Raw genomic sequence first — 12208 nt, 5'->3', positions numbered from 1 at the left:
ATCATGACGAGCGGCCAGTTCTTTGCCGAGATGGGCGCGACGCTGCGCCGCGTCGGCGTCGGCTTCGGCATCGCCATGCTGATCGCGATTCCGCTTGGCATTCTCATGGGCACGATCAAATGGTTCGGCCTTTCACGCCGGCGTCTGGTCGAAAATCGTCGATGTGATTTTGCCGCAGCTGGTATCGCACATTCTTGCGGCGATTCGCTACGGTTTGGGCCTGGCCTGGAAGGTCGTCGTGGTCGTCGAGATGTTCGGCTTTAGCAACGGCGTCGGTTATCAAATGGGGTTCCCAAAGGGGGCCGAGCATCCCTTTGGTCGCGCGCGGGGTTAATGCCCACGTGCGAAATTTCGGGTTTATCGGCTGGAACGGTTTGAACAAGGAGCGCAGCGGCTTATGTACGCCCAAGCGGGTGAAGTGAAACTCCACTACGAAACCTTCGGCAGCGGCGTGCCGTTTATGTTTGTCTCGGGCACCGGCTGGCCGGGAGAGCCTTGGAAGCTAAAACAGGTGCCGGCGTTCACCGACAAGTATCGCGTCATCGTGTTCGATCATCGCGGCGTCGGCAAGTCCGACGCGCCCAAAGGGCCTTACTCGACGCGGCAATTTGCCCGGGATGCGATCAACTTGCTTGATGCCATCGGCATCCAAGAACCGGCGCATATCATCGGCCACTCCATGGGCGGGCGGGTCTGCCAATGGATGGCGATCGATCACCCGACTCGGGTGCGCAGCATGATCCAAGCGGCGTCGGGCTCCGGCTCCATGGGGCTGCCGGATTATCCCCGCGGTTTAACCGTGAACGCCACCGAGAGCTTGATCACGCGCGGCTACAAGGAACATATGTGGCATCACTTTCAAAGCAAGTTTTTCTTTCCCGAGGCTTTCGTTAAAGCCCATCCGGAAATCCTCAAAGAACTGTTTGCGACCTTTTGGGACAACGCGCCGAAGCTCGAACCCTATTTAGAGCATGTCATCGCCCGCAACCGCCACGAGACTGGCGAATATTTGCACAAGATCACCACGCCGACGCTGTGCCTCGTCGGCAGCGAGGACAAAGTCGACGCCGACACCGGCAGTCATGTGGTTACCACCGAGCACCTGCGCGACAATATCAAAGGCGCGGAGTACAAAGTCATCGATGGCTGCGGCCACGGCTTTTTCTGGCAGAAGCCGGAGGAGACCAACCTGATTATTCGAGATTGGCTCGATCGACACTAGAGCAGTCCAGCGCCGACCAAAAGACTTGAAAAGCTGGGAGACTTAGGGGCGCGCGTGTCAAACTGCTGGGCGGTTTTGCAAGCCCGCGGTTGCATTAGCTTCCGGGGTTCGCGGCAGCGTAATCGTGAAGCATGATCCCTTGCCCAGCTCGCTGGTGACGTCGATGCGGCCCTTCAAAAGGTCGGTGAATTGTTTGACCAGGTAAAGGCCGATGCCGACGCCGCCGTGGGCGCGCGTCGCCGTGGTGTCGAGCTGTTGAAACTTTTCGAAAATCGTCGCCAATGCGGTCTCCGGCATGCCGCTGCCGGTGTCGCTCACTTTGAACTCGATCCACTGCGAGTCGAGCACGCGGGCGATCACGGAAATCTTGCCCGCGCCGGTGAACTTGATCGCGTTGTTGATCAGGTTTTCGAGCATCTGCCGGACCTTATCGCGATCGGTTTGAATTCTCGGTAGATCGACTGGGATATCCCAGACCAGCTCAACTCTTTCTCTGGAGAACGAAATCGAGTAATCGGCTTTGAGATCTTCGAGAAACTCGCGCAGACCGATTTCCTGGTAATTGATCTCGACCTTGTCGGTTTCCATCCGGGTGACGTGCAGGATGCCGTTGACCAGCCCCAGTTGATTGCGTGCTTGCACGAGCAGGCGGTCGAGAATGGCGGATTGTTCCGGCGTAACATCGCCGACGACGCCGTCGCGCAGAATTTCGGCGCAGTTCATCATGACGTTGAGCGGCGTACGCAGCTCATGGGACATGATGCTCAAGAACTCATCTTTCACTTTGTTGGAGCGGCGCAGGTCTTCCGCCAGCTGCACGATGCTTTCGTACAATTGGGCGTTCTGCACGGCCACGGTCAAGCGTGAAATGATCATTCTCAAGATATTGCTGTCTTCATCGCTGAGGTCGTGTTCGCCATTCATGAACAATGAGACGAGACCCCAGGGTTGATGGTTGACGGCCAGGGGTATTTGCACCGCGCCGCGCCAGCCGCGCCGCTTGAAGGGTGCGCTCGCGCCGGCGCCGAAGCTGGTTATGGCAAAGTTGCAGGTTTCATGGTTGCCGTCGCGAGGGAAGTCCGCCGCGGCGGGGTAATCCGCCAGCTCATCGACTTCCACTTGCTTGACGACTAGCGGCTGAAGCGCGCCGTTCTTGTCGATGCGTTGGACGCACGAGCCGGCCACCGGGAAGAGCGATTCGATGCGTTGCAGGAACGAGCCGAAGATATCTTTCAGGTCGAGCGTCGAGCTGACAGCCTCGTCGATATCCCGTAGCATCTCCAGTTGTTGCAGCAAGCGCTTGCGCTGCACTGAATAATGAATGGCCCGCGCGATGGACTGTCCTTCCAAAATGCCTTTGACGATGTAGTCCTGGGCGCCAACACTTAAGGCGTTGAGAGCAATCCGGTCATCGACGAGACCTGTCAGCACCAGAATTGGCGTTCGCGGCGTCGCTTCGACCACGCGCTTGACCAGGTCGATGCCGTTGCCGTCCGGCAACCCAAGATCCAACAAGATCGCGTCGAATTTGGTTGTGGCGATTTTCTCTAATGTGTCGCGCAGTGTGGATGCGCAAGTGATGTTGAAGCTCTCATCCGTGACATCACTGAGCGTCTCGCGCACCAGCCGAACGTCGCCGGGGTTGTCTTCTACGAGGAGGAGTTGAGTGGTTCGCATAAAGCTGCCCAGCAGGGACTAACTGGAAGATTGCTCCAGCGGCGAGGACTTATTGGCAGACAGATGCGGATCTGGCACGTAGACCGAGCCTTCACGGCAAGAATCGCATTGCCGAAACATGGGGCGTTGGGCGCTAAACTGCATTGGCATACCAGCTCTGTTCATTCTATCGCCAAGTATCCGAGACTATTAAGAGAGTTGTCACGGCGCTGTCGAGGATTGGTCAGGAAGTTGACGCGCTGCAGTGGTCCTAAAGAAGCTTCCGCCCTCTCGGTGCCGCGCCGTCGAGATCTCTAGCAAAGCACCGCAGTTGGCTGAGATCTTACTTTGATGGGCGCGCCGTGCCCAGGTCGTCTCGTTAGCGCCTCGTTGCCTGAGAGAGGACCGCCACGATTGCCAGCCTTTTAACTAATTGTTTGCACTAACGATGCCGATTGAAATTTCTGAGGACGTTCAGCGCTCTGGCGCTAGCCAAAACCTACAGCTGGACGGGGGGACTTTGCAGGACATACCCAGAGTTGATCCTACGGGCATCTATCGTCGCGACTCCATGTCCGAGGGGGGTCGTTGGCCTATGAGAGGGTGTTCGCTGGTCAGGTTTGCAATTTGGCCTTCGTTGGCCGTGGGCTTGGTGGCGACGTGGCTTGCCGTGGCGGGGATATTGGCCCTGGGCGATCGCGCCGACGAGAGCCGGCAAGTGCAAACGCTGCTTGTGCGCCTCAGTTCCTACGGCAGCCGCATCAGCGCTATCGAATGGCAAGCAGTCGCTGAACAAAACCTCACCTTGGACCTAGTCAGCATGCTCGATGAAACCCGCCGGGAGATGAACACCACCTTCCGCGCGCTTTTGGCGCATGGGCTTGACCCCGCCATGGTGCACTCCTTGGAAGAGTCGTTTCATGCTCATTCACGCGCCGTGGTCGAGAAATTTCGATTGTTGGACCGCGGCGATCTGGCGAATATGCGCCGGGTTGATTCGGCTCGTGTTGCGCCAGCATACGGGCGGTTTGTCCGATCCCTCGCCGATGCCAACACTCACTATGATCTCACCGCGGCACGCACGCGACGTTGGGTGCGTCTTAGTATCGTGGGACTGGTAGCGGCCATGGTGAGTCTCATGGGGCTGATGATCTTTGTTCTCGAGCGAGCGCGCGGCAAGGCGAAGCTACAGCTAGCTGAAGTAGAGCAATCCGCACTGCGGCGCAGCGAGGAGCGTTTTCGCTCTTTAGTGGAGAATGCATCGGAACTAATTCTGATCGTTGATGGACAGGGTCGAATCGCCTATGCGAGCGACTCCGCAGCGACGCTGACCGGATTTACAGCTCCGATGTTGTTGGGGAGTCCGTTGGTCGGGCTGTTTCAAGAGGACGATGCGCCGGCGGTCGAAATGCTGCTGGGTAATCTGCCGGCGCAAGATGGCGCGCGGGGAGAAATCACAGGTATCAGGTTCAAGACCCAAACCGGTGCTTGGGGCATCTGCGAGATTGTCTGCGTCAATCGAGTCGGCGACCCGGCGATTGGGGGTAGGGTCGTGACGGTCTGTGATGTGACGGAGGAGCGACAAGCCGCCCAAGCACTGGAGCGGCAAGCCGACGAGTTGAAACGCTCCAACGAAGACTTGCAGCAATTTGCCTATGTCGCTTCGCACGATTTACAAGAGCCGCTGCGGATGATCATCGGCTACCTGGGTTTGTTGGTCAAACGGTATGCCGGCAAACTCGAACCGGAGGCTAATGAGTTCATCGGCTTTGCTGTCGATGGCGCCAAAAGGATGCGCGCGTTAATCGACGATCTGCCGGTCTATTCCCGTGCCGGGACCCAAGCCAAAGAAGCGCAGGAAGTCGACAGCGACGCCGTGCTCGATAAGACGCTTGAGACGTTAAAAATGGCGATTCAGGAGAACGGTGCGCGCGTCACTTATGACACGCTACCGTTGGTCCGGGCTGAAGCTTTACAACTCGGTCAGCTGTTTCAAAACTTGATTGGCAATGCCCTGAAGTACCGCAACGGCAATGTGCCGGAGATTCATGTCGGTTGTCGGCGCGCTGGCAGTTACTGGGAGTTTTCCGTGCGCGATAATGGCATCGGCATCGATCCGCAGTTTGCGCCCAAAATCTTTGTCATTTTTCAACGCCTTCATAGTAAAGAAGAATATCCGGGTACCGGCATCGGTTTGGCGGTCTGCAAGAGAATCGTCGAGCGCCGCGGCGGCAAGATCTGGGTCAAATCGGAACCCGGCAAGGGCTCGACGTTTTTCTTTACCCTCCCCGCGGAGCTTCCCGATGGGAAGCCCGAAAGACGGCTGGCAAAGCCGCTGGACCACGACTCCCTGCTCAGCGGGCCTGCCTTGTAACCAGCGCAGTCAAGCTCACAAGAAATAGACGAGCCGCAGCCTTGCTCGGTCTTGGCGATATGGATACAATCGCCGCAACGAAAGTTCCGCTCGCCCAGAGACCGTGGCGCAATTCGTTCGGATCCCTTCGGCACGTTCAGGGCTAAGGACAAAAAAGTTGCATGCTCAAAGTTCTGCTCTGGCTTTTTTGCATGAGTGGCTGGTTTTTCTCGCTCGGCAAAGTTGCCGCGCAAAGCCCCTCCGCTGAACTGGGTCGCATGTCCATCGAAGATTTGATGGACATTATGATCGCCAGCGTCTCGAAGTTCGAGCAGCGCCTGGCCGATGCACCAGCCTCGGTCAGCATCGTTACCAGCGACGACATCGCCAAGTACGGTTGCCGCACCCTGGCCGAGATCCTGCGCAGCGCTGCGCGGGCTCTACATTCGCTATGACCGCAATTACACCTATCTCGGCATGCGCGGATACGGCCGCCCCGGCGAGTATAACTCGCGCATCTTGTTGCTCGTCGACGGCCATCGCATGAACGACAACATTTACAATCAGGCTTTTCTCGGCAACGACTTCAACGTCGACGTCGATTTGATCGATCGGGTCGAAGTTATCCGCGGCGCGGGCTCCTCGCTCTGCGCCACCAACGCGTTTGTCGGCATCATCAACGTCAAAACCAAGAGCGGCGAAGCCTTCAAAGGCGCCGAAGTCGCGGCTGAAGGTGGCCGGTTTGCAAGTTACAAGGGGCGGGTCACCTATGGCGACAAATTTGCGCACGGCCTGGACTTGCTGATCTCCGGCAGCCGCTCCGGGAGCCGCGGCGACGAGCGGCTCTACTACCCGGAGTTCAACGATCCCACGACTTACTTTGGCATCGCTCGGCGCCAAGATAGTGAAAGCGCCGGCAATGTTTTCGGCCGTCTGTCCTATGGCGATTTCGCTCTTGAAGGCGGTTACATTAGCCGGGACAAAGACATTCCCACGGCGTCCTTCGACGCCGAGTTCAACGCGGACTCGTTTAGCGTCGATAAACGCGGTTTCTTCGACCTCAAATATGACCATGAGTTCGCCAATGGGCTGGGTCTTAGGGGCCGGCTGTTCTACGATTCTCTCTACTATCGCGGCAAACAGGTGACGAATTACGGCGGCCCCGTCGGCGTCCAAACCAACCGCGACATCGGCAATACCCAGGGATTTGGCGACGAATGGCAGCTGACCAAGACCGTGTTCGATAAACACAAGCTAATTTTTGGCGGCGAGTATCGCTATTCGTACAAGCTCGACCAACGCAACTTCGACGTGGAAGAGTATCTAAATGAGCAGCGCACGACCGGCAGTTGGGCGCTGTTTCTGCAAGACGATTTCGAAATCTTGAAGACCTTGCGGTTAAACGCCGGCGTGCGCTGCGACCGCTACTATACCGTTGGCGGCACGGTCAATCCGCGCGTGGCGCTGATTTATCAACCGGTGGAAAGCTCGATTTTTAAGCTCATCTACGGTCAAGCGTTTCGCGCCCCCAACGCCTATGAGCTCTATTGGAGCTCTCCCGGCGCCACCAAGGCCAATAGCAGTTTGAAGCCGGAGACCATTCGCAACGTCGAGTTTCTTTACCAGCAGCTGCTGGGCCCCAACGTCTGGGCCACGGCGAATATTTACTACCACCGCATTCGCGATCTCATCACTCAAGAAACCGATCCGGAGGACGGTTTGCTAGTCTACCGCAACATGGGGCGAGTCACCGGCCGTGGCCTCGAGTTGGAGGTCGAAGGGCGCTGGGGCAAGGGACTTCACGGCAGGCTGAGCTACACACTGCAGCAAACCCAGTCCGTAGAAACCGACAAAGTCCTTGCCAACTCGCCAACCCACTTGATCAAGCTAAACGGCAGCGTGCCGCTCTACGAAGACAAGCTCTTTCTCGGCCTCGAGCAGCAGTTTACCAGCGACCGGGTGACCTTGGCGGGGAAGCAGGCGCGGGATTATTTCCTCACCAACGTGACGCTTTCCGGCAAGAATTTTCTCAAAGGCCTGCAAGCCTCTGCCAGTGTTTTCAACTTGACCAACCGCAAATACGACGACCCGGCGGGAGGTGAACATCGGCGGGACAAAATTCAGCAAGATGGGCGGAGCTTTTGGCTGAAGCTCCTGTACAAATTTTAATCTAAATGTTTCGTTGCGTTAAAAGTCCTCGTGAAGCTTAGCTCAGTAAAAGGTTTTGTAGCTGCCTCGATCGGCATGGCCGTAATCGCCGCATGTGTTTGCGCGCGGTCGGGTTCGGCCGCGTCGGCTCCCACTGAATACCAGCTCAAAGCTGCGTTTCTCATGAATTTCGCTAAGTTTACCGATTGGCCGGCGCATTCGTTCAAGACCCCCCAGAGCCCGATCAATATTTGCGTGATCGGCGATGATCCTTTCAAAGCGGATCTGGATGATACCGTTAGGGGACAAACCGCGGGCAATCGCGGCCTCGCCGTGCGCCGCATCAGCCAGCTTCAACCAGGAGACAATTGCCATATCTTGTTCGTCGGTTTGAACGAGCGCGAGCGTTTTGAGCGCATTCTTGGCGCGCTCAAAAATCACGCCTGTCTGACCGTCGGTGAGGAGATGGAGTTTGCCCAGGCCGGCGGCATGATCAATTTGTTGGTGGAGGATCGCAAGATTCGCTTCGAAGTGAGCCTCGATGTGGCGGAAAAGGCGGGACTAAAGATCAGCTCGCGCCTGTTGAAACTCGCCAAAACCGTGCGCGATCGGAGGAAGAACTGACTTGCGTCCTCTGAGCAAGCTTTCGATCAAGCACAAGCTGACGCTGCTTGTCGTCCTGACCAGCGTCACGACCTTGTTTTTTGCCGGGGCCAGCTTCCTGGCCTACGAGTTTCTGGCCGCGCCGCGAACCATTGCCAGAAACCTTGCCTCCATCGCCAGTGTCGTCGGCCATAACAGTACGGCCGCTCTAGTTTTCGAGGATCAAGGGGCAGCGCAAGATACGCTCAATGGCTTGCGAGCAACGACCAGCATTGCCTGGGCCTTTATTTACCGCAGCGATGGCAGCGTCTTTGCCGGTTACCGGCGCGATGCCCGAGAGGTGGCGGCGCCACAGTGTCCACTGGAGTTCGCCGATTTCCGCACCATGGACGGCGGCGTCGAGTTATGCAGCCCCGTTAAGTACCATGGCAAAGTTGTGGGCGCCATTGGTTTGCGCGCCGATTTGAGCGAAGCTTATGCCCGTTTGTGGAATTATGTGCTGCTCTCGTTCGCGGCCTTGGCGCTATCTTTGCTCGCCGCCTTGGCGATATCGCGGAGCGCCCAACGGCGCGTGTCGCAACCGATCATGGCTCTGACCGATGTCGCGATGAAGGTTTCGCAGCAGCAGAACTATTCGGTGCGCGCGCAAACCACCAGCCAGGATGAGATTGGCACGCTCGTCAACGGCTTCAACGATATGTTGCAGCAAATCGAGAGGCGTGACGGCGAGCTCAAAAAGACTCAGAGCGAGCTCCAGCAGCGGGTCGATGAGCTGCAGCACGAAGTGGCCGAGCGGCGCCGCGCCGAAGAAACCCTCGCGGGTAAGACCATCGAGCTGCAGCGCTCCAACGCCGAGCTGGAACAGTTCGCCTACGTCGCGTCGCATGATTTGCGTGAACCGCTGCGCATGATCACCGGCTATACCCAACTGTTGGAGAAACGTTACCGCGCGCAGCTCGATGCAACGGCGCAGGACTACATCGACTTCGCGGTCGACGGCGCCAAGCGCATGGAAGCGCTGATCATCGATCTCTTGACCTATTCGCGGGTTGGCACTAAGGGCAAGGCGTTTGCGGCGGCGGACATCGAGGCGTTGTTCGCGACGACGCTCAAGAGCCTGTCCATTGCGATCGAAGAGAGCGGCGCGAAGGTCACCCACGATCCGTTGCCGGTCATGTGGTGCGACGGTGCCCAGGTCGGCCAGCTGCTGCTGAATTTGATCGGCAATGGCATCAAGTACCACGACACCCGGATTCCGAAAATTCACCTGTCGTGCAAGCGCGACGGTGATCAATGGCTGTTTGCCGTGAGCGACAATGGCATTGGCATCGAAGCGCGCTACGCGGAGCGGATTTTCGTCATTTTTCAACGTCTGCATACGCGCGATGAGTATCCGGGGACCGGCATCGGCCTGGCGGTTTGCAAGAAGATCGTAGAACGCCATGGCGGCCGCATTTGGCTGGAATCTGAACCCGGACGCGGGTCGACATTTTATTTTACAATCCCCGCTGCGGCGGTGGAGACGGAGCTGCGGCCCGAACTATGACCAAACGGCAGATTCTGCACGTTGAAGATAATCACGGCGATGTACGTTTGGTGCAGGAAGCGTTGCAAAATGCTCGCTATGACTATCAAGTCACGGTGGCACGCGATGGCGTCGAAGGATTGGACTGCCTGCACCGGCGCGGCGGTTTCGCCGCGACGCCGCGGCCTGAGCTGATCTTGCTCGACCTCAATTTGCCGCGTAAAAGCGGTTATGAAGTGCTCTCGGAGATCAAGCACGACAAAGCGCTGCGGACAATTCCAGTGATCGTCTTTACTAGCTCCGCTGCCAGCGCCGATATTCTCAAGGCCTACGAGATGGGCGCTAACTGTTACGTTACAAAGCCGAGCGATATCGACGATCTTTTCCACATTATCAAAGCCATCGAAGCCTTTTGGTTCGATGTTGCCGTGCTAGCCTCGAAACTGGCCGAATAGCCGTTTCTAACAAACGCGACGAAAAGACCCGATCGGGTTGCGCAATGCGCCTCAACTTCGCTATGGTGTTGGGGGCATGGGAATTTGGTATTGCCGTTGATGGCTTGCAGCCAAACGCCGGTGCCGCGGCACGACCAAGCTAAAACTACTTGAGAATCTACTTGCGATGACCCATAAGGGCAGGCTGTTGTTGGTGGAAGATAACGCGGGGGACGCACGGCTCCTGCGCGTTGATCTGGACGGGGCGACGAGCGACAAGTTTGCCTTCGAGATTGTTCACGTCATTCGGTTGTCGGAGGCTTTGGCGCAGCTCCACGCCGCGCACTTCGACTTAGTGCTCCTCGATCTATCGCTTCCTGACGGCTGGGGCATGGACACCGTGGCGCAGGTGCGAGCGGCGTGTGCCTCGGTGCCGATCGTTATTCTCACCAGCCTTGACGATGAAGACGTCGCCATTGAAGCCATGCGTCTGGGCGCCCAAGACTACCTTATCAAAGGGCAGGCGAGCGGCCACATGCTGGCCCGCGCCATTCGCTACGCCATCGAACGCCAGGACCTGAATGCGCGCCAGGCGGTGCTCCAGGATGTCAACCAAGCGATCACCTCGACGCTCGACCTAAGAGCCGTGCTCGATAAGTTTCTCGATAAGGTGATGCAGCTCCTGCCGGGGTTCGCCGTCACCATACGGTTGCTCAACCATGACACCGGTCTGCTGGAACCGCTTGCCTGCAGGGGTATCGACGAGGTGACTTTCAAGCGACCTTTGTCGGCCGATCTATCGGGACGGGCGCGCGAGATTCTAAACGCCCGCCGCTCGATGGTGATTGAAGATCTGCGCAGCGATCCGCGTCTGGGCAACTCTGAATTCATTATCAACAACGGCTTGATTTCGTGGGTTGGCGTTCCGCTGATTGCCAAGGGTGAAAGCCTGGGGACGATCAGCTTCTACACGACAGAGCGGTGTGAGTTGACGCCGGAGATTGTCCGTTTCCTGGAAACACTGGCGAACCAAGCGGCGGTGGCGATTTAAAACTCGCAGCTCTACGAGCGGCTTAAGAGCACCAACGAGACGCTGGAAAAGGCGCTTGAGGTCAAAGGCGTTTTGGTCGGCGTCTTGGGGCATGAGCTGAAAACCCCTCTCCAGGTGATCATGGGAGCTTCCAGCTTGTTGTCGAGCGGCATGTGCGGCGAGCTGAGCCGCGATCAGGCGCAGCGCGTGGCAGCCATCGAGCGCGGCGCCGATGAGCTGCTGCAGCTGATCGACAGCACCGTCACCATGGCGCGGTTGGACCAGGGCGATGGCCGGTCGCGTTTTGTCGTCTCCGACGTGGGTGTCGGCGATTTGCTGATACAAATCAAGGGTGAGTTTAGCGACGCCTTTGAGAAAAAGGGCGTGACCCTGGTGATCGATCCGGTGGAGCCGGAATGCCTTATCAAAACCGATTTGATCAAACTCAAGGAGATTCTGCGGAACCTGATCGAAAACGCGCGTAAGTTTACGCAGCAGGGCAAGGTTGAAGTCCGCTTCGCGCCCCGTGAAGGTGAGGCGCGCGTGGAATTTGTCGTCAGCGATACCGGGATCGGTATTGCCAAAGACGATCTGCCGAAAATTTTCGAGCTTTTCTTTCAGGCCGAAACCAGCACCGTCGAACACGCCAGCGGCGGGCTCGGGTTAAACATCGTCAAACGGCTGGTAACCGCCATGTCGGGTGAAATTACCGTCGACAGCGAAGTCGGGCACGGCACGGCGTTTCACATCTATCTGCCGCGAGCTCTGCCAACTGTCCATAACTCCGCTCTAAGCCTACGAGGGTTTCAAAACCTGTAGCGTTTTGAGGAAGTTTTAGTGTATTGGGATTCGCCCATTGGGCGAGTTTTTTCTAGAGTTTTATCTGGTTAGTGTTTTACTTTTCAGACATGTCATCCGATCGAATCCAAACCCAACGGCGCCGCCGTCGTTTGCGCGAAGAGCTGCGGGCGCTGAGCTTTGAGCCGCTGATGCGCGGCACTGTGGTGGAGCGGTTGGGCCGCTGCGGTCGAGCCAATTGCGCCTGTGCGCACGATCCCCGCAGGCGCCACGGCGGGAAGTTTCTTACCGTGGAGATTGCCGGGCGCAGAGAGGCCCTGCACGTGCGTGCCGAAGATGAGGCCCAAATCGAGGCGGCCATCCGAAGCTACAGGAGGCTTTGGGATTTGATTAACGAGCTGAGGGCGTGCGAGCTGTCGGATTTAAGGCGCCAGGGGCG

10 protein-coding genes are annotated in these 12208 nt (G+C 57.7%); 9 read left to right on the top strand and 1 reads right to left on the bottom strand.

Going from position 1 to position 12208, the window contains the following annotated elements; translation table 11 throughout:
* The first annotated feature begins 94 nt into the window (after window positions 1-94).
* Both FJ145_26080 and FJ145_26075 read left to right on the top strand, forming a co-directional pair.
* Entirely contained in the window at window positions 95-334 is a 240-nt protein-coding gene (locus FJ145_26080; GenBank protein MBM4264880.1) for a hypothetical protein, read from the top strand.
* A gap of 63 nt (window positions 335-397) precedes the next feature.
* The gene (locus FJ145_26075) at window positions 398-1222 is read left to right on the top strand and encodes an alpha/beta fold hydrolase (GenBank protein MBM4264879.1); all 825 of its coding nucleotides are present in this window, start codon (window positions 398-400) and stop codon (window positions 1220-1222) included.
* A 57-nt stretch (window positions 1223-1279) separates the two neighbouring features.
* Here the strand turns inward: FJ145_26075 and FJ145_26070 are convergent, their stop codons facing one another.
* A complete protein-coding gene (locus FJ145_26070; GenBank protein ID MBM4264878.1) occupies window positions 1280-2899 on the bottom strand; it encodes a response regulator in 1620 nt (539 codons plus the stop codon).
* 427 nt (window positions 2900-3326) lie between these two features.
* Here FJ145_26070 and FJ145_26065 point away from each other — a divergent pair, with 427 nt between their 5' ends.
* The 7 genes from FJ145_26065 to FJ145_26035 all read left to right on the top strand — a co-directional run bounded on the left by FJ145_26065 (window position 3327) and on the right by FJ145_26035 (window position 11790).
* The gene (locus tag FJ145_26065) at window positions 3327-5252 is read left to right on the top strand and encodes a PAS domain S-box protein (GenBank protein ID MBM4264877.1); all 1926 of its coding nucleotides are present in this window, start codon (window positions 3327-3329) and stop codon (window positions 5250-5252) included.
* A gap of 324 nt (window positions 5253-5576) precedes the next feature.
* Complete coding sequence (locus FJ145_26060; GenBank protein MBM4264876.1) at window positions 5577-7400, top strand: TonB-dependent receptor; 1824 nt, start codon at window positions 5577-5579, stop codon at window positions 7398-7400.
* A 75-nt stretch (window positions 7401-7475) separates the two neighbouring features.
* Window positions 7476-8003, top strand: coding sequence for a YfiR family protein (locus FJ145_26055; GenBank protein MBM4264875.1), 528 nt, complete (start codon window positions 7476-7478; stop codon window positions 8001-8003).
* A 364-nt stretch (window positions 8004-8367) separates the two neighbouring features.
* Window positions 8368-9528 (top strand): HAMP domain-containing protein, encoded by a 1161-nt coding sequence (locus tag FJ145_26050; GenBank protein MBM4264874.1) that lies wholly within the window; start codon window positions 8368-8370, stop codon window positions 9526-9528.
* Window positions 9525-9962, top strand: coding sequence for a response regulator (locus tag FJ145_26045; GenBank protein MBM4264873.1), 438 nt, complete (start codon window positions 9525-9527; stop codon window positions 9960-9962). The genes FJ145_26050 and FJ145_26045 overlap by 4 nt, the downstream gene beginning before the upstream one ends.
* Before the next feature lie 166 nt (window positions 9963-10128).
* Entirely contained in the window at window positions 10129-10992 is an 864-nt protein-coding gene (locus tag FJ145_26040; GenBank protein ID MBM4264872.1) for a response regulator, read from the top strand.
* 120 nt (window positions 10993-11112) lie between these two features.
* Window positions 11113-11790, top strand: a complete 678-nt coding sequence (locus FJ145_26035) for a HAMP domain-containing histidine kinase (protein MBM4264871.1) — start codon at window positions 11113-11115, stop codon at window positions 11788-11790.
* The last annotated feature ends 418 nt before the right edge of the window (window positions 11791-12208 follow it).

This window comes from Deltaproteobacteria bacterium (assembly GCA_016874755.1).
GTDB lineage: Bacteria > Desulfobacterota > Binatia > UBA9968 > UBA9968 > DP-20.
Note: the sequence above shows the minus strand (reverse complement) of the source record. Positions and strands in the feature narration are given on the sequence as shown.